General features: G+C 59.4%; 28 protein-coding genes, 1 tRNA gene and 5 pseudogenes. 14 read left to right on the forward strand and 20 right to left on the reverse strand.

Translation table 11 applies throughout. The annotated features are described in order from the left end of the window. Window positions 1-155 precede the first annotated feature (155 nt). Window positions 156-533, forward strand: coding sequence for a flagellar export protein FliJ (locus BQ8794_RS19020; protein WP_029349790.1), 378 nt, complete (start codon window positions 156-158; stop codon window positions 531-533). 438 nt (window positions 534-971) lie between these two features. On the opposite strand, the gene sciP is transcribed toward BQ8794_RS19020, so the two are convergent. Beyond that, window positions 972-1,247, reverse strand: a complete 276-nt coding sequence (gene sciP / locus BQ8794_RS19025) for a CtrA inhibitor SciP (RefSeq protein ID WP_006203587.1) — start codon at window positions 1,245-1,247, stop codon at window positions 972-974. Between the two features lie 274 nt (window positions 1,248-1,521). Here sciP and mnmA point away from each other — a divergent pair, with 274 nt between their 5' ends. Further along, complete coding sequence (gene mnmA, locus BQ8794_RS19030; protein WP_077380422.1) at window positions 1,522-2,712, forward strand: tRNA 2-thiouridine(34) synthase MnmA; 1,191 nt, start codon at window positions 1,522-1,524, stop codon at window positions 2,710-2,712. A 56-nt stretch (window positions 2,713-2,768) separates the two neighbouring features. Here the strand turns inward: mnmA and BQ8794_RS19035 are convergent, their stop codons facing one another. Next, window positions 2,769-3,734 (reverse strand): Gfo/Idh/MocA family protein, encoded by a 966-nt coding sequence (locus tag BQ8794_RS19035; RefSeq protein ID WP_077380423.1) that lies wholly within the window; start codon window positions 3,732-3,734, stop codon window positions 2,769-2,771. Between the two features lie 329 nt (window positions 3,735-4,063). Between BQ8794_RS19035 and BQ8794_RS19040 the strand changes: the two genes are divergently transcribed. Beyond that, window positions 4,064-4,140, forward strand: a tRNA-Met gene (locus tag BQ8794_RS19040). Between the two features lie 463 nt (window positions 4,141-4,603). Continuing rightward, a complete protein-coding gene (locus tag BQ8794_RS19045; protein ID WP_342188209.1) occupies window positions 4,604-5,188 on the forward strand; it encodes a recombinase family protein in 585 nt (194 codons plus the stop codon). A 92-nt stretch (window positions 5,189-5,280) separates the two neighbouring features. Here BQ8794_RS19045 and BQ8794_RS19050 read toward each other — a convergent pair whose 3' ends face one another. Continuing rightward, on the reverse strand, window positions 5,281-5,553 hold the full coding sequence (locus BQ8794_RS19050; RefSeq protein WP_143744612.1) for a hypothetical protein: 273 nt from the start codon (window positions 5,551-5,553) through the stop codon (window positions 5,281-5,283). A 199-nt stretch (window positions 5,554-5,752) separates the two neighbouring features. On the opposite strand from BQ8794_RS19050, the gene BQ8794_RS19055 reads away from it, so the two are divergent. The 3 genes from BQ8794_RS19055 (at window position 5,753) to BQ8794_RS19065 (ending at window position 8,359) form a co-directional block, all read left to right on the forward strand. Next, entirely contained in the window at window positions 5,753-6,085 is a 333-nt protein-coding gene (locus BQ8794_RS19055) for a YciI family protein (RefSeq protein ID WP_077380171.1), read from the forward strand. 860 nt (window positions 6,086-6,945) lie between these two features. Beyond that, complete coding sequence (locus BQ8794_RS19060) at window positions 6,946-8,001, forward strand: HWE histidine kinase domain-containing protein (RefSeq protein ID WP_077380173.1); 1,056 nt, start codon at window positions 6,946-6,948, stop codon at window positions 7,999-8,001. Continuing rightward, window positions 7,994-8,359, forward strand: coding sequence for a response regulator (locus tag BQ8794_RS19065; protein ID WP_077380175.1), 366 nt, complete (start codon window positions 7,994-7,996; stop codon window positions 8,357-8,359). Before BQ8794_RS19060 ends, BQ8794_RS19065 begins: the two co-directional genes overlap by 8 nt. A gap of 170 nt (window positions 8,360-8,529) precedes the next feature. On the opposite strand, the gene BQ8794_RS19070 is transcribed toward BQ8794_RS19065, so the two are convergent. Continuing rightward, window positions 8,530-9,618, reverse strand: a complete 1,089-nt coding sequence (locus BQ8794_RS19070; protein ID WP_077380177.1) for an AI-2E family transporter — start codon at window positions 9,616-9,618, stop codon at window positions 8,530-8,532. Here BQ8794_RS19070 and BQ8794_RS19075 point away from each other — a divergent pair. Further along, on the forward strand, window positions 9,617-9,817 hold the full coding sequence (locus tag BQ8794_RS19075; protein WP_077380179.1) for a hypothetical protein: 201 nt from the start codon (window positions 9,617-9,619) through the stop codon (window positions 9,815-9,817). The genes BQ8794_RS19070 and BQ8794_RS19075 overlap by 2 nt on opposite strands. Window positions 9,818-10,168: 351 nt before the next feature. Here BQ8794_RS19075 and BQ8794_RS19080 read toward each other — a convergent pair. The 9 genes and pseudogenes from BQ8794_RS19080 to BQ8794_RS19115 form a co-directional block, all read right to left on the reverse strand. Continuing rightward, window positions 10,169-10,315 (reverse strand): annotated as a pseudogene (locus BQ8794_RS19080) (transglutaminase family protein); the annotation flags it as partial. Between the two features lie 24 nt (window positions 10,316-10,339). Beyond that, window positions 10,340-10,615: a DUF1488 family protein gene (locus tag BQ8794_RS19085; protein ID WP_077380183.1), complete on the reverse strand. Its 276-nt coding sequence runs from the start codon at window positions 10,613-10,615 to the stop codon at window positions 10,340-10,342. Continuing rightward, the gene (locus BQ8794_RS19090; protein WP_077380185.1) at window positions 10,612-10,941 is read right to left on the reverse strand and encodes a hypothetical protein; all 330 of its coding nucleotides are present in this window, start codon (window positions 10,939-10,941) and stop codon (window positions 10,612-10,614) included. Before BQ8794_RS19090 ends, BQ8794_RS19085 begins: the two co-directional genes overlap by 4 nt. Next, the gene (locus BQ8794_RS19095; protein ID WP_077380187.1) at window positions 10,938-11,180 is read right to left on the reverse strand and encodes a hypothetical protein; all 243 of its coding nucleotides are present in this window, start codon (window positions 11,178-11,180) and stop codon (window positions 10,938-10,940) included. Before BQ8794_RS19095 ends, BQ8794_RS19090 begins: the two co-directional genes overlap by 4 nt. An 18-nt stretch (window positions 11,181-11,198) precedes the next feature. Then, the gene (locus tag BQ8794_RS37425; protein WP_174654478.1) at window positions 11,199-11,339 is read right to left on the reverse strand and encodes a hypothetical protein; all 141 of its coding nucleotides are present in this window, start codon (window positions 11,337-11,339) and stop codon (window positions 11,199-11,201) included. Between the two features lie 288 nt (window positions 11,340-11,627). Then, window positions 11,628-11,891 carry a hypothetical protein gene (locus BQ8794_RS19105; protein WP_077380424.1) on the reverse strand — a complete coding sequence of 88 codons (264 nt, stop codon included), beginning with the start codon at window positions 11,889-11,891 and terminating at the stop codon, window positions 11,628-11,630. 311 nt (window positions 11,892-12,202) lie between these two features. After that, complete coding sequence (locus BQ8794_RS34890; RefSeq protein ID WP_139044083.1) at window positions 12,203-12,418, reverse strand: hypothetical protein; 216 nt, start codon at window positions 12,416-12,418, stop codon at window positions 12,203-12,205. Between the two features lie 109 nt (window positions 12,419-12,527). Further along, window positions 12,528-12,749: an RNA-binding protein gene (locus BQ8794_RS19110; RefSeq protein WP_077380191.1), complete on the reverse strand. Its 222-nt coding sequence runs from the start codon at window positions 12,747-12,749 to the stop codon at window positions 12,528-12,530. Next, a complete protein-coding gene (locus tag BQ8794_RS19115) occupies window positions 12,733-12,933 on the reverse strand; it encodes a hypothetical protein (protein ID WP_077380193.1) in 201 nt (66 codons plus the stop codon). Before BQ8794_RS19115 ends, BQ8794_RS19110 begins: the two co-directional genes overlap by 17 nt. 515 nt (window positions 12,934-13,448) lie before the next feature. On the opposite strand from BQ8794_RS19115, the gene BQ8794_RS34895 reads away from it, so the two are divergent. The 3 genes from BQ8794_RS34895 to BQ8794_RS35690 all read left to right on the forward strand — a co-directional run bounded on the left by BQ8794_RS34895 (window position 13,449) and on the right by BQ8794_RS35690 (window position 14,598). Then, entirely contained in the window at window positions 13,449-13,793 is a 345-nt protein-coding gene (locus BQ8794_RS34895) for a hypothetical protein (RefSeq protein WP_143744613.1), read from the forward strand. Between the two features lie 149 nt (window positions 13,794-13,942). After that, the gene (locus BQ8794_RS19125; protein WP_077380197.1) at window positions 13,943-14,428 is read left to right on the forward strand and encodes a Ros/MucR family transcriptional regulator; all 486 of its coding nucleotides are present in this window, start codon (window positions 13,943-13,945) and stop codon (window positions 14,426-14,428) included. After that, a complete protein-coding gene (locus tag BQ8794_RS35690) occupies window positions 14,425-14,598 on the forward strand; it encodes a hypothetical protein (RefSeq protein WP_167378788.1) in 174 nt (57 codons plus the stop codon). Before BQ8794_RS19125 ends, BQ8794_RS35690 begins: the two co-directional genes overlap by 4 nt. A 410-nt stretch (window positions 14,599-15,008) precedes the next feature. On the opposite strand, the gene BQ8794_RS19140 is transcribed toward BQ8794_RS35690, so the two are convergent. From BQ8794_RS19140 to groES, 4 genes and pseudogenes are all read right to left on the reverse strand, one after another. After that, a complete protein-coding gene (locus tag BQ8794_RS19140) occupies window positions 15,009-15,374 on the reverse strand; it encodes a 4a-hydroxytetrahydrobiopterin dehydratase (RefSeq protein ID WP_077380203.1) in 366 nt (121 codons plus the stop codon). Between the two features lie 49 nt (window positions 15,375-15,423). After that, a pseudogene (locus tag BQ8794_RS37430) lies at window positions 15,424-15,498 on the reverse strand (NADH-quinone oxidoreductase subunit D-related protein); the annotation flags it as partial. 42 nt (window positions 15,499-15,540) lie between these two features. Continuing rightward, window positions 15,541-17,184 (reverse strand): chaperonin GroEL, encoded by a 1,644-nt coding sequence (gene groL, locus BQ8794_RS19145; protein WP_077380205.1) that lies wholly within the window; start codon window positions 17,182-17,184, stop codon window positions 15,541-15,543. 50 nt (window positions 17,185-17,234) lie between these two features. Next, on the reverse strand, window positions 17,235-17,549 hold the full coding sequence (gene groES / locus BQ8794_RS19150; RefSeq protein ID WP_077380207.1) for a co-chaperone GroES: 315 nt from the start codon (window positions 17,547-17,549) through the stop codon (window positions 17,235-17,237). A gap of 536 nt (window positions 17,550-18,085) precedes the next feature. Here groES and BQ8794_RS19155 point away from each other — a divergent pair. Next, window positions 18,086-18,341: pseudogene (locus BQ8794_RS19155) on the forward strand (hypothetical protein). A gap of 121 nt (window positions 18,342-18,462) precedes the next feature. Here the strand turns inward: BQ8794_RS19155 and BQ8794_RS19160 are convergent. From BQ8794_RS19160 to BQ8794_RS19170, 3 genes and pseudogenes are all read right to left on the reverse strand, one after another. After that, window positions 18,463-18,900 carry a hypothetical protein gene (locus BQ8794_RS19160; protein ID WP_077380209.1) on the reverse strand — a complete coding sequence of 146 codons (438 nt, stop codon included), beginning with the start codon at window positions 18,898-18,900 and terminating at the stop codon, window positions 18,463-18,465. 298 nt (window positions 18,901-19,198) lie between these two features. Beyond that, window positions 19,199-19,323: pseudogene (locus tag BQ8794_RS34905) on the reverse strand (IS6 family transposase); the annotation flags it as partial. Between the two features lie 663 nt (window positions 19,324-19,986). Continuing rightward, window positions 19,987-20,346, reverse strand: a pseudogene (locus BQ8794_RS19170) (protein-L-isoaspartate O-methyltransferase family protein); the annotation flags it as partial. 604 nt (window positions 20,347-20,950) lie between these two features. On the opposite strand from BQ8794_RS19170, the gene BQ8794_RS36615 reads away from it, so the two are divergent. Both BQ8794_RS36615 and BQ8794_RS19180 read left to right on the forward strand, forming a co-directional pair. Continuing rightward, window positions 20,951-21,109, forward strand: a complete 159-nt coding sequence (locus tag BQ8794_RS36615; protein WP_244555025.1) for a hypothetical protein — start codon at window positions 20,951-20,953, stop codon at window positions 21,107-21,109. Between the two features lie 73 nt (window positions 21,110-21,182). Continuing rightward, window positions 21,183-22,373, forward strand: coding sequence for an NADH-quinone oxidoreductase subunit D (locus tag BQ8794_RS19180; RefSeq protein ID WP_077380213.1), 1,191 nt, complete (start codon window positions 21,183-21,185; stop codon window positions 22,371-22,373). Window positions 22,374-23,009 lie beyond the last annotated feature (636 nt).

The following is a 23,009-nucleotide window of genomic DNA, read 5'->3' on the forward strand; positions in this document are numbered from 1 at the left end:
AACAATGCCCGTAAACGAATGGTTACCGCCGGCAAAAAACTTTAGGAATTTGTTTCCCATAGTTCTGGTAAAGTCGGTGGAAACGGGTCGAAGCCTGAGTTTGCCAGGCGGATTGGACGATATGAGCAGGTGTGCGTTTCCAGGAGTACCGAATCATGAAGTCACGTGAAAACCTCGTTCGGCTGAAGCAGTTTCAGGTGAACGAGAAGCGGCGGCAGTTGCTGCAACTCGACATGATGATCGCCGAATTCGAGCGCATGGCGGTCGAACTGGAGCTCCAGATCACTGCCGAAGAAAAGAAAGCCGGCATCACCGACATCAACCATTTTGCCTATCCGACCTTCGCCAAGGCAGCGCGCCTGCGCCGCGACAATCTCAGGAATTCGCAAAGCGACCTCGCCCAGCAGCGTAGCGTTGCCGAATCACTGCTCGGCGAAGCCGAAGCCGAGCTTTCCAAAGCAGAAATGCTCGAATCACGCGACACCAAGATCCGCGACGCCGAGACCGGCGGCCGCAGCGCAATGATCGGCTGAAAACAGGGCTTTAAGGCCGGTCAACACCCAGCGATCAGGGCGTTGCTCGCCTCTCATTGGTCGAGCAGCCGCCAGTTTCAGCCCTACGCTACCAAATCCCTTGATGTTCCGCGACCGCCCGCACCCGGGCATCCTGATGTCGGGCGCAGGCGATTCCTGCAAGGACCTTATCTGACTGAGCAGCCCACCGGTTCTGGCAGAGTTCGGCGCGTCGAGCGGATGTCCGTCGGGCCCGATCGCGCAGGCTTGTGGAACGCGGCAAGGTCGATGCGAAAATGCTTGCCGTCCCCTGTGGCAAAGACCCGCTCCAAGAAGCAGGCGCCGCTCATGCCTTTCTCGGCCGATCGGCAGGTGCTAACCGTCTGAAGCAGAGAGAACCGTTGCGGCAAAGCAAAAAGGGCGCAGATTGCCGCGCCTTTTGACTTCCTTGAACCAGCCCTAATGCCGATATTGCTGGATGCGCGTCGTGCGCAGGCCGGCAAGCCCGTATTCGTCGATCGACGCTTGCCAGGACAGGAATTCCTCGGTGGTCAGCTTGTAGCGCTGGCATGCCTCCTCGAGGCTCAAAAGCCCGCCGCGCACCGCCGCCACCACTTCGGCCTTGCGCCGGATAACCCAGCGACGTGTGTTCGTCGGCGGCAGATCGGCAATCGTAAGGGGGCTGCCGTCAGGCCCGATAACATATTTGACGCGCGGTCTAACAAGATCGGTCATCGTACTCTCTACTAAAAACTCAAAGACCCAATCCCCACCACATTACCGCCACAGCTTTAAAAATTGCCTAAGCGAACCCTAATAGCTAGGTAAGGATCATGAACGCCGCGTTAGTCTTTTCGTCGGCATTTGAGATATCTGCCCGCGAGCGCCCGAATCCGTTCAAAAAAATCGGCCGGTTCGCGAAGCTGGCGCACCCGGAAAGCTTGACCTATATTCCGGCCATTGGCATTCAAGCACCCTCATCCAGAGCGCCGTGCAGAACGAAAGAACCATGAACAGCCTCGACCTTCCCGGACGCCCCGAAGATACCCGCATCGTTGTCGCCATGTCGGGCGGCGTCGATTCGTCGGTCGTGGCCGGCCTTTTGAAGCATGAAGGCTATGATGTTGTCGGCGTCACACTGCAGCTCTACGACCATGGCGCGGCAACGCACCGGGCCGGCTCGTGCTGCGCCGGCCAGGACATCGACGATGCCCGCCGCGTCTCCGAGACGCTCGGCATTCCGCATTATGTGCTCAATTACGAGGAGCGCTTCCGCAAGGCGGTGATCGACCCCTTCGCCGAGAGCTATGTGGCCGGCGAAACGCCGATCCCTTGCGTTTCCTGCAACCAGACGGTGAAATTCGCCGACCTCCTGGCGACCGCCAAGGAACTCGGCGCCGAGGCGCTGGCCACCGGCCATTACATCCGCTCCGGCGCCAACGGCGCCCATCGCGCGCTGTACCGGCCGGTCGACGCGGACCGCGACCAGAGCTATTTCCTGTTCGCCACCACACAGGCGCAGATCGACTACCTGCGCTTTCCGCTCGGCGGCCTGTCGAAGCCGCAGGTTCGCGCCATCGCCGAGGAAATGGGGCTGACGGTCGCTGCCAAGCAGGACAGCCAGGACATCTGCTTCGTTCCGCAGGGCAAGTACTCCGATATCATCGCCAAGCTGAAGCCGACTGCTGCCAATCCGGGCGACATCGTCCATATCGACGGCCGCGTGCTCGGCCGCCATGAAGGCATTTTGCGCTACACGATCGGTCAGCGCCGCGGCATCGGCATTGCCTCGGGCGAGCCGCTCTACGTCGTCCATCTCGACGCCGACCGGGCCCGCGTCGTCGTTGGCCCGCGCGAGGCGCTGGAAACGCACAAGATCTATTTGCGCGACATGAACTGGCTGGGCGACGCTGCGCTGTCAGATATCCCGGCCGCCGGGCTGGAGCTTTTCGCCAAGGTCCGCTCGACACGCCCGCCGCGCCCGGCCGTGCTGCGTCACAACGCCGGCATCACTTCGGTGGAACTGGTCGACGGCGAATCCGGTATCGCGCCCGGCCAGGCCTGCGTGCTCTATTCCGACGACGGCAACGAGGCCCGCGTTTTCGGCGGCGGCTTCATCGAACGTTCCGAACGCGGCGCCGAGGCCGAGGCGATGCTGACGCGGCTGGCGGCCCGGCCGGCGCAGATTCCCGCCGAATAGACGATAATCCCGATTCTATCGGGATGGATCAGGCTCTGATACAGCCGCACTTTCTCTCAGGAAGACGATCCGGTGTGGGCAACCGTGCCAGCGGTCAGGATACGCAGCACCCTGATGGCTTCCTCGCCGCTGGTACGCGGTTCTGCCCGCGTCTCGATGCACTGGATGAAATGCTCGAGCTCTCGCGTCAGCGGCATGCCCTCGCCCACTGCCACATAGGACGGCTCGTTGGTGGTGAAGGCCCATTGGCCGCTGTCTTGCCATACCGCGTGGCGGTAGACGGCGAGCTTGCGCTCCCACGGCTCGACATCGTCGAACACCGCCATCGCCTTGGTGCCGACCACGGTCAGCCGCCGTTCGCGGTAGGGATTGAGCCGCGACGCGAAGAGGTGGCTGCGCAGACCGTTGGGAAAGCGCATGTGCAGATGCGCGAAATCGCTGAGATTGTCGAGGAGCGCTGCCCCCTCGCCACGCACCTCGATCGGTTCCGTGCCGGTAATGGCCAGGATCATCGACAGATCGTGCGGCGCGAGATCCCACAGCGCATCGTTCTCGGTGTGAAATTTGCCGAGCCCGAGCCGGTGCGAATGGATATAGCGGACCTCGCCGAGCTCGCCATTGTCGATCAGCGCCTTCAACGTCTCGAAGGCGGGATGAAAACGCAGCACATGACCGACCATGAAGACGCGGCCATTGTCGGCCGCCGCCTTCACCGATCGCTCGGCATCGGCCACCGTCAGCGCGATCGGCTTCTCCACCAGCACGTCCTTGCCGCCCTGGACGGCGCGCACCGCCATATCGGCGTGGAACTGCGGCGGCAGCGCCATCACGATGGCGTCGATGTCGTTGCGCACAAACAGCGCCTCCGGCTCGATCGCCAAGCAATCCTGCTCACTGGCGAAACCTTCGGCGCGGGCAGGGTTGACGTCCGAGACCGCGTGCAGCGCGCCGAGCGCCTTGAGGGTGCGGATGTGGTTGCTGCCCCAGTATCCGCAACCGAGGACTGCAATGCGCGGTTTCATCATTCCAACTCTAGAATTTCGTGGCCGAGACATAGCGGCGCGCCCCGCCGAACTCAACCCGGCATTTCTGTGCCCAATTATCTGCCCGGCAAAGCTTTTCGGCCATCAGAGCGACGTGCGTCCGCCTGGACACACAAAGTACGTCTCAAGACCGTGAAGCTTGGCGACGCGACAGGATGCGATAGAGTGTGGCGCCAGACTGGCTGCATCGACACCGGCTGCATCGATGCTTGACAGGCTTGGCGTCCCAACCTTATATCCGCCCGACCTTGGCGAACGCTTCGACATGCCGTCTGATTTGAGGCGGATTTCGGGCCTTTCGCCGCCCTGGCGGGGTAGCTCAGTTGGTTAGAGCACGGGAATCATAATCCTGGGGTCGGGGGTTCAAGTCCCTCTCCCGCTACCAAATTTCTCTTAATAGAACCAACTGGTTGATTGATATGGCGCCTGAGCAAAGGCGCCCTATCATGTTGCGCCATGTTGCAAACTGCTACCGTTGATTTCCAAGGGTTTCCTGCAACTATCGGCAGGTCCACGCGACATGAACGCGACACAGGGGGCGACATGGCCGAGAATTTGAACGTTGGATATATGCGCACGGGCACGGCCGAAAAGGACGGGTAAGTGCATGAGACGCTGATCCATTTCGATGACCCGCTGCACACACTGTCAGAACGGGATATGCTGATGGTATCCACGCCCAACGGTGGTTCTTTGGCTTGCAGCCGGTCGAAATCAAAGGCGAGACTCTGGTTGTCTCAGTCATGGTGAAGCCCGCCATGATCTTACATTTTAGGTTGAAGCCGGTCGACAGGCATACGCGCCGCCTCGAACTGGTTTGCAGTTTGCACACCCGAGGGATTTGAACCATGTCGAGCGCGGTCGCCTACTATCGGGTCTCTACACAGCGGCAAGGACGTTCAGGCTTGGGCATCGAGGCCCAGCGTGCCGCGGTCGCCCGCTTTGCCGTGGCCGAGGGGATGATCATCCTCCAGGAGTTCACCAAGGTCGAAACCGGAAAGGGCGCGGATGCTCTTGATCGACGGCCGCAATTGAATGCCGCCCTCGCCCTTGCCCGCCAGACAAAATGCCCAGTCGTTGTGGCGAAGCTCGACCGACTGTCGCGTGATGTCGCCTTCATTGCCGGACTGATGGTGCAGCGGGTCCCGTTCATTGTCGCCGAACTCGGCGCCGATGCTGACCCGTTCATGCTTCACCTGTATGCAGCGCTGGCCGAGAAAGAGCGGCGATTGATCTCGGAGCGCACCAAAGCCGCCCTCGCCTCTCGCAGGACCACTGGAATGAAGCTCGGCAACCCGACCAACACACTGCAGCGAGAGGTCGGAAAATCTCGATCCGGGAAGCTGATCGATTTGCCCAGACCGTGCTGCCGATCATCGCCTCCATCCAGCAGTCCGGCATCACCAGCCTGCGTGGCCTGGCAATCGCCCTGAACAATCGCGGGGTGCGCACAGCCAGGAACGGACTTTGGCAGGTGTCGAATGTACGCAACATTTTGGGGCGGCAAGCTTCTGCGAACTTGCTTTTATAAACGGGAATTTGCTGACCAGCATGTCCCCATGGAAGCAATCTTTGATGACCGCTCCAAAGCCGTTGCGCACCCTCGCCGAGACACGCTATCGGCCGCGCCCTCATACCAACCAGTGGCTTCCTCGACCACCTCTTCAGCGCGCTCCGCGAGCGTCCGATTGATCTTGTTGATCTCGCGCTTCAGCTGCGCAACTTGCTTCTCCAAGGCTTCCTGAGCTTCGCGCTGCGTCTCCGTCGGCGTTGCGTCTTCGTTTGGGTCGTCGGCCATTGTGATCTCCCTTTTGGGTGGGGGCTCAACGGCCGCCGCAGCGTAAGGTTCCTCAGCAACAAAAAGGCCCACCACCGTGAGGCCGCGGGCTAGCAGCGGATGCGAGAGGAACCATCTTGGGTACGCTCCATTTACGACGAGGGTACATGGCTTGCTGGTAAGCTCCGTATGGCGTCAATAGTCTGAAGGGAGCGACCCGGTGCCAAAATTTGTGACGATCGGATATGGAGACCGCGAGGGGTACGACCGCACCCCAGTGGCCGTTCGAGATGCAGCTCACGCACACGACGCGCAGCTGCAGAAAAACGGCGTCTTGATGGGGATCGCGGGCGCCCCCGTGCAAATCCGCAACCCCGACGCTGCTCAAGTTGAAACAGCAAATGGTCCGTTTATGACGTCGTCGTTGCCGGTGGCTGGCTTTGCCATAATCGAAGCCGCCGATTTGGCTGAGGCCATAGATATGGTGTCACGGACTCCCTGCGCAGTTGCACACGGTGTCGTCGAGGTCTGGCCGCTAGAGCAACCGTCGTAGAGGACGCACCGCAACGACAGCAAAGGCTCTAGCCGCCATACCGTCAACGACTGCTTCGTCCACACGCCGGTCCTTCGCAAGGCGTTTTGCGGGCGGCAGTTCCCCACCCTTCGGGTCGTTGGCGAACGCGAACGATCGACCCTTTGCAGAATTTTTCAAAGGCCAGCTCTTGGGCAAGTTCTGACCGATAGTGTTGAAAAAATCCTACGCACTCGGCAACAAGCGCCGAGTGCAGAAATACAGTTCTCAGAGCAGACTTCTCGGGAACCACGATTCATTATTTGCAGATTGGCGGAAAAATATTCTAACATATTAGGCAGAATAGCTTGGTTGCGGCCGTTTTCAACACTATCGACCCGTTCCAGACCTTCGCCGTTGGTACCGAGAAGAGCCCTAATGGGTGTGTAAGCGGACGTAGAACTTCGTCGGCTGCAGCAGCGCTGGCAGCCGTCATTGACCCGCCGGCATCTGAAAATCTCACAACTGACTCGACTGTGGATGTGCATTCGTTCCAATGGAACAAGAAAGCGTGCGGAACGTTGTTTGAGGCTGGAGTGCGATGACCCGGCAACTCACCGTATAGTAAAAAAGAGCGGCGAGATGTCTAAGAGCACTCCCAGGAGACTCACATGGATACCACCACGCTTCTCATTATACTTATCGTCCTTGTCCTGCTAGCCGGCGGCGGCTGGTTCGGCCGCGGTCGCTGGTACTGAGCAACGCCTCAATACCGAGATCATTCGGCTGGATACCCACTCACGGGAAGGCATAGCTTCTTGTCCACTGGCAGAAGAATATTGAGCGGCTTATAAATGTCGCTTACTGGCTGCGGCCTGCCGCCAACCGGACAAAGCTGAGGCATGCCTGAACCAATATTCAAATCCGAAAGCCAAAAAGTCGCCGAAGCTGACGTCGAAAGCTTTCGGCAGGATCTCGGCCCGTTTGTCGTCGCCGCTGAAACGACACGAATGGCGATGGTGTTCACGGACGCGAAGGAACCCGCCAATCCGATAATTTTTGTCAATGACGCTTTTCTCGAGTTAACCGGATACAGCCGGGAAGAGGTGCTCGCCCAGAGCTTCAACTTCCTGATGGCGCGGGGCACTGATTCCGATGCGCTGGCGCGCATCGAAACCGCATTTGCCGGCAATACCACCGGCGGTTCGGAAATCTGCTACCGTCGCAAGGATGGCAGCGAGTTCTGGTCGGCACTCCTCATCAGTCCAGTTCGGGATGAAAGCGGTAACGTCGTGCAGCATTTCGCCTCCTTCGTCGATCTTACCGATCATAAGCAGGAACAAGCCCGGTCCAGGATGCTCATCGACGAGCTGAACCATCGCGTGAAAAACACCCTTGCCACGGTGCAGTCGATCGTCTGGCAGGCGTTGCGAAATACCTTTGATCCGGAAGCAATCAAGGAATCCATTGAGTCCCGCCTCTTCGCCCTCTCCCGCTCGCACGACCTGTTGACCCGCGAGAATTGGGAAGGTGCCGGGCTGCTCGATCTGATCAAGGCAGCCCTGGAGCCGTTCGGGGTTGCAAATGGGCGATCGGAGCACTTTGTCATTACGGGCAGCAATATCCGCGTCTCGCCGAAGGTTGCACTTGCTCTCGGCATCGCCTTCCACGAACTCGCGACCAACGCCGTGAAGTACGGCGCGTTTTCCAACAAGGCCGGGTCGGTCCTGATCTCATGGACGATTGAGCCGTCGCCGGAGGGCAGTCGGCTAATCCTGCGCTGGCAGGAGAAGGACGGCCCGCCTGTGGTGCCACCGTCCCGGAAAGGCTTCGGCTCGCGAGTGATCGAGCGCGGTCTGGCTCATGAACTCGAGGGCGCGGTTGATCTCGACTACCCGGCAGGCGGCGTCGTCTGCACGATCAGCTTTCCTGTCCCGAAAAGTGGTCGTGATGAATAAATTGCTTTCCGGTCGCCGCGTCCTCGTTGTCGAAGATGAAATGCTGGTCCTCATCATGATCGAAGACATGCTGGCCGACCTCGGATGCGAGTCGGTGACAGCAGCCGCGAATGTCAATCAGGCCCTCGCGGCGATTGACAGTCAAATCTTCGATATCGCCATGCTGGATATGAACCTGAATGGCAACAACAGCTATGCGGTGGCCGAAGTGCTCGGCGCCCGTGGCGTGCCGTTCGTCTTTTCCACGGGCTACAGCGGTCACGATGTGAGGGATGGCTACCGCGACCAACCCGTTCTGAAGAAGCCGTTCACGGATAAGGAACTGGTCGAGATACTTACGCGCCTACTTTCTCGCTGATCGAATAGCCCCATCCTCCATTGATCAATATCGACCCAAGGACGCGTGATTGGCCGGACTCAGCCGTCCCCGCCCGCAGGCCATGGCTTGGAGGCGGGCCGCACATAGTTCGACACAGAGCAGTTCCCGATTTTCCACAGGAGCTGGAACTGGGCTCGGACCCATATCACTCAAGCGGCATCCGGCGGCTCCGACTTGGAATGCCTGCGGTCCTTGACCTCGGCCGCGTGCCACTCGAGGAAGAGGCTGTAGCCGACCGCCAGGAGCGTTGGGCCTAGGAACACGCCGATGAAGCCGAAGGCGAGAATGCCGCCGAGGAAACCGAAGAGCCCGAGTACCACGGGCAGGCTGTTGGACTTAGTGAGGAGATAGGGCCTGAGGACATTGTCAATGCTGCTGACGAGGAGCAAGCCCCAAGCCGCGACGAAGATGCCCCACCAAACGGCTCCCTGGGCAAATAGCCACAGCGCCACCGAGCCCCACACAAGCGGGGGGCCCGCCGGTACGAACGACAGGACAAATGTAAGGAAGCCGAGCAATAGCGCCTGAGGCACACCGGCGATCCAGAAACCAATGCCGGCCAACAGCGCTTGGACGAGTGCCGTGCCGATCAAGCCGTAAACAACGCCCTGCACGGTCACGCCCACGACCGTGAGCAGGCGCCGAGCGCGGGGCCCGGCGATTCGTTCGGCGCTCCCGCGCACGTACGCTGCCATCTGCCGGCCGTGGCGGTAGAAGAAGTACGCGATGAATACACTTAGACCGAGTTCGAGAAGGCCGACGCCGAGTACAGCCCCGCTGGCGACGGCGATGTCGGTGGCGGGGCCGATCAGCTTCTTGAGCTCAATCATGAAGGCGGGCGCGTTGTGGGCCAACCTTTCCCAATAGGCAGCGAGGCTCTCGCCAACCACCGGGAGCCCTGCAACCCAATGCGGTGGCGCCGGCGGGCCTTGATCGAGGACGCGGGTCGCCGCTGTGATCAGGCTGCTTATACTGTCCGCCAGTGTCGCCACCATGATGGCGAACGGTGCGACCAGAACAAGGGCAACCGACAATGTCATCAGGGCGGCCGCCAGCCCTCTGTGGCCGCCCAGGGTCCGCTCGAACCACGTGTAGATGGGCCATGTGGAGTAGCATATGACCGCCGCCCACAACAGGGCCGACAGGAAGGGCCAGAGCACGATGGCGCAACCAATCGACAACAGCAGGAGGGCTCCGATCCCAAGGATCTGCTCAATTGGCTTGCCGAGGGGTATCATGACCAATCAGCCTCGAGGCGGCCTGGGTCTCTGCCCGCGCATGGTCATGGCGGTTCCAGTTCACTTGGCCCGTGGCTCACAACTAGGCAATGCCGACAAGGTGTTCAAGGGTATGCCGCTTCGCACACAGTCGAGGGAAGACCACAGCGTTGCCGAGCGCCATTTCGCCGAGGCGGACCGCATTGTACGCGGCTACTGATCGTCGCGATGACATGGAGCCTGTTATCCGCGAGGAACTTACCGGGCATATAGGCGAGGACCTCGTGACTCGCCATCGACGTCAGTCGCCGGACGAGTTTGTTCTTGGCCTATGTACCCGGCGCGCTCAACGTTTCACTTGGCGACTTCGACATACGCATATCTGAGCTCGACGTGGTAGCACGGCGCTGTCGTGTATTCAGCGCGAGACGACTTGAAGACGGGATGCCGGAGTGCAAGGCAGTCGGACTGGCTGTCGAGATAGCTGCCTAGCGAGGAAGGTCCGCTTCTGTCACGAGGATGCCGGTTAAAATGCGGCGGGATGTAACGTCTGGATATGGCGCGCCTTGCTCGTTCCGAGGGGAACATCAGGAGTGGTGAACAGCGTTTCGGGAACGCGAATGTCGGCCGCGCGGTCCTCGTGGACTGACAGCAGACATACCAATGCAGTCGGCTGTTGGCAGGTCAGCGTGATTTCATAACCATGGCGGATCAGCATGGAGGATACTCGCTCCTTATCCGACTACCCGAAATTGGCGGCCGTCAAAGTATAGGATTCGCGACGGCGGTGAGAATAGGCTTTTCGCTCTGCGTCGTAGATCGACGTGCGCATTGAATCGAATGCCGCGAGGCACTTCGCCTCCGACGGCGCTGTCCCGCGCAACTCCGCGCCCGATTTCTCTAGCGCACCGGTCTCTACCAGGAATCGCACTTGGGACATGCCGTCATGGCCGATGAAGCGGACAGCGTTATGCTCATCATCGAAGCTGCGGCTCGGGTTCGGAAAGGACAGTGTCATGATTGGCACGCCACCGTTGCACCCGACGCATCTTGCGCTAGTGCCAGTAGGCTGATGCGCTGTTTACGGCGTTCGGCGGTGCGACGATTGAGAGACATGATGCTACTTGTGGCCTGTGACCTGTTTAGGCCAATCAAGTCATCATTGCCGACACGCGCCGCAACGCCCGTGAAGACATGATAGACCGTCCAGGACCTATCGGCTTCGACGCGGCGACCGTAAAGCTGCTCCGTGAGATCAGGGCCCGGTGCGCCGCCCTCATTTTCCCAGATAGCGATCGCCGCAGTATTCCGTCGCAGCCCGGTTTCGTTGTCTTGACGGTTCATGGTTGTCGCCTTTCTTCATTGGCCGCGTCCGCATCGATGACGCCCGAAAAGAGCGTTGCTCCGTTCGCGTCGGTGATCGTCATGGCGTCCGGTCGCTGCGGCATGTCGAGGGTTTGCGAAAGCTGCCTCGCAACCTCGATCGCGTCACCGGTATTCACCGCTTCCTTTGTTTCGCGGCCGACGATGGCATGAGCGTCGTCCGCGTTCCGGGTGCGGTAGAATTCGATCACGATCTTCATTGCATGAGCGTCCTGCTGTCAGCTCCTGCCCTTGCCGCGTGGGGCGTTGGCCTCGGCGAGCTTGATCTGCGCGCCGAATGGGCCTTCAGGTTTTGGCGGTGCTTTCACCTGCTTCGGCTTTCTGATCTCGCGACTGCTGCGTTTCTGTCCGTTGGCCATTGCCGAACGTCCTTTCCATGAGTGTTGTGCCCTCATCAGGCCGCTCCGGGCCTACTGGCTCCAGACAGTCTTGTGTCGTAACCCGCTCATGACGCTCGTCGTCATGGCGAACACGGTATTGAAACAAATTATCCCTCGCAGGCAGCGTGCCGGTAATCCGATAGATCTCCCCAAACTTGGGCGACGTTCCGAACCCGCCCTTCAGCCGGACGGACTGCCCAATAGAAAAAAGATGCTTTGCAGCGTCGTGCGGGGTTGCGCGGCTGCGTTGCCCGCGGGATAGGACGGTCATGACTGTTCAAGGTCCTTTGCGAAGGCGGCCTCGAGGTCCGCTGGGTTGATCGGCACCATCTGTTGCGTCGAAGCCTGGATGGCGATGGCCGGCAGGTGGATGAAAGCGCCGACACGTCGCCAGGCAAGTCGGGAGGTGCCTTCTATGAGTTCCTCGTCGTGGTCGACGCGGTAGTCTCCCGCTGGTTGGGGAGCGTCAAAGCCCGGCAGCCGGAACGCCGATGAAAAGTGGACGACAGTTTGCGTGGTGCGGCTGGCCATGGTGCAGGTCTCCGCAGGAGCCCGCGGAGGCGTCTCCTGCATCATTCCCGTTCGAGCGGACGACCCCCATGCTGCCAGTACATCCGTGGTCAGCGCCAGGTCCAATCCAGATCGAACAAAGCGATATGCGCGCCGGATCGGCGCTAATGCATTCGCTGTCGAGATTCGGGGTGTATGGCGGGTCTGGTCTCTGACACCGCGAAAGCCAATCGGCCAAAATCAACGAGCTTTATATATGCTCCTTGATTGAGCTTCAAACAAGGCACGGGCGCGTATTATTCAAACTGCTAGCTTCGCTGCATCCTCCACGGTTAGGGGGAGGTGATGTCTTCCCACGCGGAGAGGAACGCGACGTATACACATGCATTCCTAAGTTCCGGGTCATTCCGGGTCGCTGCTAGAAATTCCATCCGACGCTCGCGCTCACCTGCATCGGGCATTTCGTTGATAATTCTCATGATTGCTGAACGAACCAGTTGTTCCGCTTCAACACACTCTCGCGGATAGGCTTCTTCGTTGCGAGACATTTTCTCATGCCTCCATTGGGCTGTCCCGGATTATACCGCAAATCCTGCCGCTGGCATATGCGGGTGATGCGTCCATAGCGTCCAGCACCCTTGCTCAATCCGCAATTTTTCAACGTGTGTCTGCCGCCTTTTTGGCGATCTCGGCTCGCCGCTCTGGCGTCATGTTGGCGGCGCGCTTCTTGCCGCCCTTCGCACCAAGCTCTTTTGCAGCGGCGCTCTTGCCATCGTCCATCACGTCGTCGGCTTCCTCGCCAGTGGCAATGCGCGTGACGCGGACGGCGTTGCCGATCACGTCGGCTGGGCGCTTCTGGCCTTTAGGTTGGCTTGGCAACGTCGTCGCCCTCCACGGCACGCTCAAGATCATCCAGTTCGGTCAAAGTGCCGTCGCTGGCATAGATGTGGAATTTGATATTCCCCGCTTTGAGTTCGCGCGCTTGGTTTACGGCCTGCCTGCTGGACAAGTCATTGACCATCAGGACGTTCGGCTCCTTACCGAGCTTTATGGAATAACTCATTGCCCCTGCTCCTGCTCCTGCTCCTATGCATTGCCCTAAGCATATAGGAGCGGGGCCGGAAGCGACAACGGCGCGGTGCGGGATGTGCTCTCTGCGGATCGCGATGAAAAATCCCCGTCCGCGAAGCATGATCTCTTGACATCCATGCCGCATGGCGAACTCGTCGAGCAGGCCAGCCAGCCGCCGGTCGCAGCCGCTGGCCCCTCTCCCAGGTACGATGCCGGTGCCAAGCTAACCACGCCCCCCTGTGGTGAGCTTAAATCAAACCCGCTGCCCTCCCCCTCCGGCAGCGGGTTTTTTTATCATCTGGACCTAGTTTGATAACCCGCGATCAGGCCAGCGTTCACGACGAGGTAGGCGCGAATTGGCGCCGAGTTATTAAACGGGCAGCGCAGGTAGAATCGACTCGTATGTACGGAACCGACACACTATATGCGGCGGGTCGCCGTGACCTTCATGGCAAGCCGGCGATTGGAAGAGTCGATCACGCTTTCGCCCAACAAGGGAGAAGCGATTTGAGCTTCAACCGGGTAGCGGATCCAACGCAGCTTTCAATGCTGGCCACAGTGGTGGACGAATATTGCCATCAGGCTGGGATAGCAGTTGGCGATCCGGCCAGGGAGCGTATTGGCCGTCACATCATCGAGTTATTCCGAAGCGGCATGGATAAGCCAGACGAGTTGTTGTTGGCCTTAGACCATCACTACGACGAGTGGCTTGGTGAGGGTGGCCTGCCGTCGTCTCGTGCCGAGCAAGCCGCATCGCTGGCCTCTGACGCTGCTCCCTCCCCTGCGGATCACCCGTCGATGTCGCCGCTACGCTTCCCTCAGCGAAAAACCCTGAAGAAGCGGGGCTTCTAGCTTTCCGGAAGTGGCCGCTACTACCGCATACCGCCACGACACAACTGCGTGTTAAACAGCAGGCAGTCATGGCACGGCGCCGAGCCGAGCACGACGTCCACCAACGCCTCGCCTAGTCTCGGTTAGGAACAGCAAAAGGATTTGATGAATTGACCGAAGAAGCCGACCGTCGCGCTGCCGAGCTAGCTGAACTTACTGCCGATGTTGTAGCTGCGTTCGTGAGCAACAACTCGGTGCCCGTCGCTGGACTGCCGGATCTGATAGCATCAGTTCACTCGTCGCTTTCGAATCTTAGCCAGCCGACGATAGTTGAACAGCGGCCGCTCGTCCCCGCCGTCAATCCGAAGAAATCGGTTACCCCAGACTTCATTACCTGCCTTGAAGACGGCAAGAAATTCAAATCGCTCAAGCGGCATCTAGCCACCCACCATGGCATGACCCCCGCCGAATTTCGAAGCAAGTGGGACTTGCCGGGGGACTACCTTATGACGGCGCCCAACTACGCCGCCCAGCGCTCGGAACTGGCGAAGTCTATTGGGCTAGGCCGCAAGGCTGCCGCGCCTGTCGAGAAGGTGCCTGCTAAGTTTCCACGCTGGAGATGGAACAAATGGAGCGGCAGCCACTGCCCAGGATGAACGACAACGGCAAGGCGGACGATCAATTAGCCGCGATGGTTGCTGCCTTCTTCGCTTCGATCAATGACCTAGATGCCCCGGCTGATCTACTGGCTGCTTTCCGTGAAAAGGTAAACCGCGCCAAAGATCGAAACAACGGCAGCAGCCGACACGCTCCTGACGTTGAATGACTAAGCCGCCCGCTCTTGCCGACAGGTCTATTTCCGCGACCGCGCAATGACTGGGCGCTTCTGGCCTTTAGGTCCGGTCGGCATCTTTGAGGGCCTTCATGGTGCTTTCGATAGTTCCGTCGACCTTGAGGGTATGTCCCTCATCGAAGATTATGTGCGTAATCGTATGTGTCGCGTCCGGTCGCATAAACCGAATTTGTTCGGGGTTCACCCAAACGATGGTCTGTGTATCCACGTTAACAAATCGGCAGAACTGCGCCATGAAACCACCTATGCATTGCGCTAAGCATATAGGAGTTTGGGCCTGCTTCCCGGCTCGGGCTCGATAACCGTGATCTGAGTTACGGGCTGATTGTCGGTTCGGATGTGTGGCATAACGACCTCGCTTGATTGGCAATGGATTTGCCGTGTCACCGCTGGCGGTCGAGGGGCCGGCCCGAGCGATCGAACACCCGGTCGATCTTGCTCGCCATGATGAAATCGTTCTCGTGCAGTCCTTTGATCTTCTTGGTGCTCAGGGAAACCGTCACATAACCCCAGCCGAAGCTGATGTCGGGGTGATGGCCCTCGGTTTCGGCGAGCTCACCGATCTCCTGAACAAGGGCGAGCGCGTCCCCGAAATTGCGGCATCGAAAGCTCCGCTGGATGCGGTGGGCATCGTCACCCAGCTCCCAATCAGGAGCCTGAGCCTGGAAGCGTTGGGCTTCATCACGCGTGAGCGGCGGGACGCCGCCGCGACAAGGCGTACATGTTTTCTCGGCAAGAGTGTCGGTCATGTTCTTGTCTCCAGGACCATTTTTAGCAGCAAATACGACAGCGACGAGCCTATCGATCGATCTCCCCGAACACGATGTCGAGCGAACCGATGATCGCCGAGATATCGGCTCGCATGTGCCCGCGTCGCTGGCCTTCCGTCGTCCTGGCTATAGTCTCAGGCGCCGCTCAGTAGTCCATTCCGCCCATGCCGCCCATACCTCCTGCGCCACCCATAGCGGGCGAAACCTTCTGCGGAATGTCCGCGATCATTGCTTCAGCGGTGATCAGGAGCGCGGCAATCGAGCCGGCATCCTGCAGGGCCGTCCGAACGACCTTGGCGGGGTCGACGATACCGGCCTTGATCATGTCGACATAGACTTCGTTCTGGGCGTCGAAGCCCTGATTGTGATCCTTGCTGTCGGAGAGCTTGCCGACGACGATCGAACCTTCAACGCCGGAATTCTCGGCAATCTGGCGGATCGGCGCTTCAAGTGCTCTCAGCACAATCGAAATACCTGCCGTCATGTCAGCATTCGCGCCAGTAAGCTCAGTCAAAGCTGCCTTGGCGCGCAAAAGCGCAACACCGCCGCCGGCAACGATGCCTTCTTCCACGGCTGCACGAGTGGCGTTCAGCGCATCATCGATGCGGTCCTTCTTTTCCTTGACCTCGGACTCGGTCGCGCCACCGACGCGAATGACCGCAACGCCGCCAGCCAGCTTCGCCAGCCGCTCCTGGAGTTTCTCCTTGTCGTAATCCGAGGTGGTTTCCTCGATCTGCAACTTGATCTGCTGGACACGCGCCTGGATGGTGGCTTTCTCGCCGGCGCCGTCGATGATCGTGGTCGTATCCTTCTCGATGAGCACGCGCTTAGCCCGCCCGAGCATGTCGATCGTGATGTTTTCGAGCTTGATGCCGAGATCCTCGGAAATCATCTGGCCGGCGGTGAGCACGGCAATGTCTTCCAGCATCGCCTTGCGCCGGTCACCGAAGCCTGGCGCCTTGACGGCTGCGACCTTGAGGCCGCCGCGCAGCTTGTTGACGACCAGCGTCGCCAGCGCCTCGCCTTCGACGTCTTCCGAGATGATCAGCAGCGGCTTACCGCTTTGCACCACAGCTTCGAGGATCGGCAGCAACGCCTGCAAATTGCCGAGCTTCTTCTCATGGATGAGAACGTAAGGGTCCTCCAGCTCCGCGCGCATCTTCTCGGCATTGGTGACGAAATAGGGCGAGAGATAGCCACGGTCGAACTGCATGCCTTCGACGACATCGAGTTCGGTTTCGGCTGTCTTGGCTTCTTCGACGGTGATCACGCCCTCATTGCCGACCTTGTTCATCGCCTTGGCGATCATGGCGCCGACCGACGCGTCGCCATTGGCGGCGATCGTACCAACCTGGGCGATCTCGTCCGAAGATTTGACTTTCCTGGCCCTGGCTTGAATGTCCTTCACCACGGCAGCCACAGCAAGGTCGATGCCGCGCTTGAGATCCATCGGGTTCATGCCCGCGGCAACGAATTTGGCACCTTCGCGCAGGATGGAAGCGGCCAGCACCGTGGCTGTCGTCGTGCCGTCACCAGCAAGGTCGTTGGTCTTCGAGGCCACTTCGCGCACCATCTGGGCGCCCATGTTCTCGAACTTGTCGGCAAGCTCGATTTCCTTGGCGACGGCGACACCATCCTTGGTGATGCGCGGCGCGCCATAGGCCTTGTCGATGACGACATTGCGGCCTTTGGGGCCGAGCGTCACCTTGACGGCGTTGTTCAGAATTTCGACGCCGCGAAGCATCCGGTCGCGGGCATCGGTAGCGAATTTGATTTCCTTGGCAGACATGATTTTACGTCCAGTTCAGTCTTGAAATTGCGGGATCGGAAATCGCCCGGTCAGGCGGCTTTCTCGGCCGCTTTGGTCTTCTCGACGATGCCCAAAATGTCGCTCTCCTTCATGATCAGGAGATCCTCGCCGTCGATCTTGACCTCGGTGCCGGACCATTTGCCGAACAGGATGAGATCGCCGGCCTTGACGTCGAGCGGGATCAGCTTGCCGCTCTCGTCACGCGAGCCGGGCCCAACGGCGATCACTTCGCCTTCCTGAGGCTTTTCCTTGGCGGTGTCGGGAATAATGATCCCGCCCTTGGATTTGGTATCGCTTTCCGCGCGCCGAATGACGACGCGGTCGTGGAGTGGCCGGAATTTCATTGGGGGTTCTTTCTGCCGCCGCACATAGAGCGACTGCAACACTTAACATAGCCCCTTTGGCACTCGAATGATAGGAGTGCCAAATATTTAATTCCTCAAGCCGAAAATATTTGAAATGTAAATCAGTCGTTGTTACCGGCGCTTTTGGCCGTCCGAAAAGCGGAGCAATAAGCAATTTTATTGTAATTCATCCCTCTTAATTTTGCCGACAACAGACTATATTAATCCGCAATTACGAACCAAACCTATTGAGCCTTGATTGAATGTGCATCGAGACATGTATATAGATTGCGTGGATTTGGCCGAATTGGCTTTCGCGGTCCCGATCGACATAGGTCCGCGACCTTCGACCCGCCATGAAGCACCGAATTTTCCGACAGCGAATGTATAGCGCTTATTCGGCGCGCATGTCGCTCTGTTCGAGCCTTTGAACCACGGCGTTGACCACGGATGTACTGGCAGCATTGGGACCTTTCCGGTTCGGATGGAAAAGATGCAGGAGGGGCGTCGGCGTGCTCCTGCGGAAAGCCGCACCCATGGCCAGTCGCACCACGCAGACCGTCGTTCACTTTTCATCCGCGTTCCGGCTGCCGGGTTTTGAGGCGCCGCAACCTGCCGGAGATTACCGCGTCGATCACGACGAGGAATCGATTGAGGGGATGCTCCAGGCTTGCCTGGCGACGCGTCGGCGCGTTCATTCACCTGCCGGCAATCGCCCTGCAGAGTTCGGCGCAACAGATGGTGCAGCTCAGCCCAGCAGTTGACGCCGCTCTCGAAAAGGACCTTGGATAATCATGACCGCACCATCGCTCATGCAACGCAGCCTTCCCGCGTGGGGAGCGCTTGCCTGCGCTGCGGCGGCGGCTTTCAATGCGAGCCCGCTTCAACAATGATGCCGCGAAGCGTCGCCGGCTTATCCGACGAACGCCTCACGCATCCGAGCGAACATGCCGGGCTGTCTCCCGGCAATCGCCGCACGGATGTGACGGGCGGCCGTTGCGGCGGTCACCGTCGCGCCGAAATGGCAATAGCAGATGATCTCATGCAATTGCCTGTCGGTCAGTTCGAAGAACCGCTTCGCTTCGCCGTAGTTGTCGTTTTCCAACCCGGCGGCGCGGAGAACAGGATCCTCGAAAGCGACTGAGATCGGCGAGCCGTCGCCGCGCATGGCCCCGCGTGCTCTAACCGGCTGGTACTCGGTCTGGTGCAGCGTCGAGAGGCGCCGGTCAGGGTTCCGTTCAAGGAGCTCCGCCCAGCGTTCAAGACGTTCGCTGCGCGACATGGCCTGGCGCGGGTAGGCCTGATCGACCTCGGCGACGATCTGCAAGTGCTCGATCGTCTGGTGTTTCATTTTGGCCTCCTATTCGGACGATAGTTGGTCCACCCATTTCCTACTTATACGTGAGGCCAGGGTGACTCCAACGGATCGTGAGGTCCAATCACGATGATGCTGGAGGGCTTCGTTCACGCAGATGTGAGGCTTCGCAAAGATCCGGCCATTAATTTGGCGAACGCGGTCAAATGCGCGGCTGCTCGACGATATTGGTCTGGAGTCCGTGCCGATCGAGGTGACCGACGGGCAGAGTCTGTGCTGGAGTAGCCCGGCTCCATTGCTGGCCGGGCAGCGGGATCAAGGGAGTGGCAGTTTAGCTTCGAAACCGCCGAAGGCCGGACCGATGCGAGTTCTCCGCCCGGTCGTTAGGCCCTTGTGGCTCCAGTGTACGACTTCCGCCACGACCTGGCGCCTGGCAACTCCGTAGGATCGCAGTTTGTCCGCGTCGAAACCACTATCGAAGATACCCGGCCCAATGGCGGAATGTTGCGGATTGCGCGCGATCCAAGGACCGGTCCGTCCAACAAATTGAGCGGAAGCCATCTCAAAAACGGTCCAGGCTGTCCGTCGTCAGGATGGTAGCCGAACCAGCGAAACAGCCAATCAGGTGTCCCTTCCTTGGACCTTTAGAGACTGAGCAGTCAGCTGCCGCCAAGCGAGAATGACGATCGCTCTCACTGCTGCGGCGCTGGTATCGGTGTGCCGCCAAACCAACCAGCCGCATACGCAATCACGACCAATACCACGATCACGGCCACCACGCCGTACCAGAGGCGCCTGTCCTTGAGATCCATCGTTACCTCCTGCCCGCTATGTGTTGGCCACTGGGCGAATTCCTTGAGCCTTTGGCCGTCATTTCCCAGATGAGCGACCCATTTGCCCTCTGGTAGGCACACAGTAGGCTGGATAAGGGTCTTTGAGAAGCGCGCAATACGACCGCGCCGGCATGATCGCCAGCGGCTGCGACCGGCGGCTGCAGGCGTGCTCGACGGGTAGCGTTGCGGCATGGATGTCAAAAGATCGGCGATGCCATCCAGCGCCCCGTGTGATCGATGCGGCGCGCGTTAGATCTTCCAGCACGGCTCCGCGCAGCCGCACCCCTCATTAGACCGTTTCGAGCCGACTGAAGCGAACCGGGATGAGTTTCCGAGTCTCGAGTTGCCCTGCCGCATCCTTGTCGATGACCGTCAGCAACTGCACTTCTTCAGATCCCACAGGCAGAACCAGGCGCCCCCCTGGCTTGAGCTGCTCAAGCAAAGCAGGCGGCGTCCGCTCAGCCGCCACGGTGACCAGGATCTTGTCGAATGGGGCGTGCTCAGGCCAGCCGCGAGACCCGTCTCCGACACGAATGCCGACATTGGAGGAGCCGAGGCCTTGCAGGAGAGCCTCGGCATGGCCTGCGAATTCCTCGATGATTTCGACGCTCCAAACTTGCCCGGCGAGTTCCGCGAGGATTGCGGCTTGAATGGAGCGGCGCCGATGCGGATCGGTACCTTACCTGCTCCGAAGCCGTGAGCTTTCGGAGCCCTGCTATCTCATCAGAGCCTGAGTTTCCTGGCAAGGCGTTCGGCCCATCCTCGGGGGGAGACCGGTAATTTTGCTGGGGTAAATTCCGCCCCTTGATCGAGGTAATCCATTCGATCGTCGCGTCCATGACGAAAACGACCGTGTTGCATCGGACCTTGCTGCCAATCCCTGTAGACACTACCCCAGCAAAATTACCGGTCTCACGATTTACATGTCCAAGGCAACAGCTCCGAGGCACGGCTTTCACCATTTGGCCACATCTGTAGCAGCCGAGGGCCACAACTAAGGGATACTCTTTGTTGCCATCAAGATGATCCTCCTTCGAGCAAACGGGAACGGAAAGATCATGCGCATGCTGACGACAATCGCCGTCCTCTTGGCACTTGGCGTGGCGTCGCCAGTTTACGCTCAATCCCCGGGCGCGCAACTTCCCCCAGATGTAACCCAGGCTCCGGCAACTTTGTGTGACCAGACTTCACGAGCGTAGCGGTCATCGACATCGAGGATTTGTCTCCGGAAAATTAAATCGGAGGTCGATGCCGTGATTACCCAAACGAGCTCGGAAGAGTTGTATGTTCTGCAAAGTTCGATCGATGTGACGCCACCTGCCGTGTCGGTGTCGGCAGCGGTCGGGCTGGATTCGTCGCATGTGGTCGCTGCCAACATCGGTGACGATGGCCCAGACGACGACTTGATTTGATCGTCGGTCAGGCGCCGCACTTTGCATCGGGCATTCGAGATCGACTGCGAACTACGAGGCCGGAAGGATTGCCATGGCCGAGGCCGCAATTCGCAACTTCACCATCAATTTCGGACCGCAGCATCCGGCCGCGCATGGTGTCTTGCGGCTCGTGCTTGAACTCGATGGCGAGGTCGTCAAGCGCGTCGATCCGCATATCGGCCTGCTCCATCGCGGGACCGAGAAGCTCATAGAGCACAAGAACTATCTGCAGGCCCTGCCCTATTTCGACCGGCTCGACTACGTCGCGCCGATGAATCAGGAGCATGCGTTCTGCCTCGCCGCCGAGAAGCTGCTTGAAATATCGGTTCCGCGGCGCGGACAGCTCATCCGTGTCCTTTTTTGCGAAATCGGCCGGCTTCTGTCGCACCTCCTCAATGTTACCACGCAAGCCATGGATATCGGTGCACTCACCCCGCCGCTCTGGGGTTTTGCCGAGCGCGAGAAGCTGATGGTCTTCTACGAGCGCGCTTCCGGCGCCCGCATGCACGCGAATTATTTCCGGGTCGGCGGCGTGCATCAGGATCTGCCTCCGAAACTTCTGGACGACATCTGGGATTTCTGTGACCCGTTCCTCAAGGTCTGCGACAATCTCGAAGTGCTGCTCACAGACAACCGTATCTTCAAGCAGCGCAACGTCGACATAGGCGTGATCAGCCTCGACGATGCCTGGGCTTGGGGCTTCTCAGGCGTCATGGTGCGCGGATCGGGCGCCGCTTGGGATTTGCGCAAGGCGCAGCCATATGAATGTTACCCCGAGATGGATTTCGACATTCCCATCGGCAAGAACGGGGACTGCTATGACCGCTATCTCGTCCGCATGGAGGAAATGCGCCAATCGGTTCGGATCATGAAGCAATGTCTGGAAAAGCTGCGTTCACCGGAAGGCCGGGGGCCGGTCGCACTTCCAAATCAAAAGATCACGCCACCGTCGCGTGCCGAGATGAAACGCTCGATGGAAGCGACGATCCATCATTTCAAACTTTACACGGAAGGGCATCGCGTGCCCGCCGGAGAGGTATACGCTGCGGTCGAAGCACCGAAGGGTGAGTTCGGCGTTTATCTGATTTCCGATGGCAGCAATGTTCCGTACCGGTGCAAGATCCGCGCACCCTCCTTCGCCCATCTGCAGGCAATGGATTTCTTGTGTCGGGGCCACATGATCGCCGATGTCTCCGCGATCATTGGTTCGCTCGACATCGTGTTCGGAGAGATCGATCGTTAAGCCGAGTTGCACATCTCGGCTGCTGGAAGATAGGCCTACAATCGCAGGATCATCCGTGGTTTATCGAAGTCGCGCACAAAATGCCCCGCCGGGTGGGTCTCTCTGGCTTGCTGCCGGTTCAGTGGACAGGCAGCAGGCCAAGTTGACCCTACCCAGCCGTCAGGGAATGACAAATCCGAAAAGAACGGCTCGCCCTTTCACAAGGCGGGCCGTTCGTTCGCTTTTGAAGATACGAAAACGCCGCTCGACCGGAAGGAAGCGGCGTTTATCAAGTGTGGCGTCCTAACCCCTTAGACGAAACCCCGATTGGTCGGGGCCGCCGGACTCGAACCGACGTTTCCAGCTTGTTCGCTATCAACCTTTAGATGGTGTTCTCCCGTCGTCCTTGCAAGCGCCATCGGCGCGGCTTGCAGAGTGTGGAAGGCTAGACGCGAGCCAAACGCTACCCAGCCGTGGAACCAACACTTCGCGCATATGTGGATAGAGACCGGGCGGGCCCCCCGCCGCGTCCGGTGGCTACGAACCCGCTTTCAAACATCCCCTCTGGAAAGCGGGTTTTTTTGTGCCTTCCCAGCGAATGGATTCACCAATACCGGTGACATGCCGGCACATAATGACTCGCTAACGGATTGTCGA

The organism is Mesorhizobium prunaredense (assembly GCF_900156895.1).
GTDB lineage: Bacteria > Pseudomonadota > Alphaproteobacteria > Rhizobiales > Rhizobiaceae > Mesorhizobium > Mesorhizobium prunaredense.

Bases quoted from the DNA above. Each gene is read 5' to 3' on its own strand.
- BQ8794_RS19020 (WP_029349790.1), top strand. From the start codon at position 156: ATGAAGTCACGTGAAAACCTCGTTCGGCTGAAGCAGTTTCAGGTGAAC.
- sciP (WP_006203587.1), bottom strand. From the start codon at position 1,247: ATGACCGATCTTGTTAGACCGCGCGTCAAATATGTTATCGGGCCTGAC.
- mnmA (WP_077380422.1), top strand. From the start codon at position 1,522: ATGAACAGCCTCGACCTTCCCGGACGCCCCGAAGATACCCGCATCGTT.
- BQ8794_RS19035 (WP_077380423.1), bottom strand. From the start codon at position 3,734: ATGAAACCGCGCATTGCAGTCCTCGGTTGCGGATACTGGGGCAGCAAC.
- BQ8794_RS19045 (WP_342188209.1), top strand. From the start codon at position 4,604: ATGTCGAGCGCGGTCGCCTACTATCGGGTCTCTACACAGCGGCAAGGA.
- BQ8794_RS19050 (WP_143744612.1), bottom strand. From the start codon at position 5,553: ATGGCCGACGACCCAAACGAAGACGCAACGCCGACGGAGACGCAGCGC.
- BQ8794_RS19060 (WP_077380173.1), top strand. From the start codon at position 6,946: ATGCCTGAACCAATATTCAAATCCGAAAGCCAAAAAGTCGCCGAAGCT.
- BQ8794_RS19065 (WP_077380175.1), top strand. From the start codon at position 7,994: ATGAATAAATTGCTTTCCGGTCGCCGCGTCCTCGTTGTCGAAGATGAA.
- BQ8794_RS19075 (WP_077380179.1), top strand. From the start codon at position 9,617: ATGACCAATCAGCCTCGAGGCGGCCTGGGTCTCTGCCCGCGCATGGTC.
- BQ8794_RS19070 (WP_077380177.1), bottom strand. From the start codon at position 9,618: ATGATACCCCTCGGCAAGCCAATTGAGCAGATCCTTGGGATCGGAGCC.
- BQ8794_RS19085 (WP_077380183.1), bottom strand. From the start codon at position 10,615: ATGACACTGTCCTTTCCGAACCCGAGCCGCAGCTTCGATGATGAGCAT.
- BQ8794_RS19090 (WP_077380185.1), bottom strand. From the start codon at position 10,941: ATGAACCGTCAAGACAACGAAACCGGGCTGCGACGGAATACTGCGGCG.
- BQ8794_RS19095 (WP_077380187.1), bottom strand. From the start codon at position 11,180: ATGAAGATCGTGATCGAATTCTACCGCACCCGGAACGCGGACGACGCT.
- BQ8794_RS37425 (WP_174654478.1), bottom strand. From the start codon at position 11,339: ATGGCCAACGGACAGAAACGCAGCAGTCGCGAGATCAGAAAGCCGAAG.
- BQ8794_RS19105 (WP_077380424.1), bottom strand. From the start codon at position 11,891: ATGGCCAGCCGCACCACGCAAACTGTCGTCCACTTTTCATCGGCGTTC.
- BQ8794_RS34890 (WP_139044083.1), bottom strand. From the start codon at position 12,418: ATGTCTCGCAACGAAGAAGCCTATCCGCGAGAGTGTGTTGAAGCGGAA.
- BQ8794_RS19115 (WP_077380193.1), bottom strand. From the start codon at position 12,933: ATGAGTTATTCCATAAAGCTCGGTAAGGAGCCGAACGTCCTGATGGTC.
- BQ8794_RS35690 (WP_167378788.1), top strand. From the start codon at position 14,425: ATGAACGACAACGGCAAGGCGGACGATCAATTAGCCGCGATGGTTGCT.
- BQ8794_RS19140 (WP_077380203.1), bottom strand. From the start codon at position 15,374: ATGACCGACACTCTTGCCGAGAAAACATGTACGCCTTGTCGCGGCGGC.
- groL (WP_077380205.1), bottom strand. From the start codon at position 17,184: ATGTCTGCCAAGGAAATCAAATTCGCTACCGATGCCCGCGACCGGATG.
- groES (WP_077380207.1), bottom strand. From the start codon at position 17,549: ATGAAATTCCGGCCACTCCACGACCGCGTCGTCATTCGGCGCGCGGAA.
- BQ8794_RS19160 (WP_077380209.1), bottom strand. From the start codon at position 18,900: ATGAAACACCAGACGATCGAGCACTTGCAGATCGTCGCCGAGGTCGAT.
- BQ8794_RS19180 (WP_077380213.1), top strand. From the start codon at position 21,183: ATGGCCGAGGCCGCAATTCGCAACTTCACCATCAATTTCGGACCGCAG.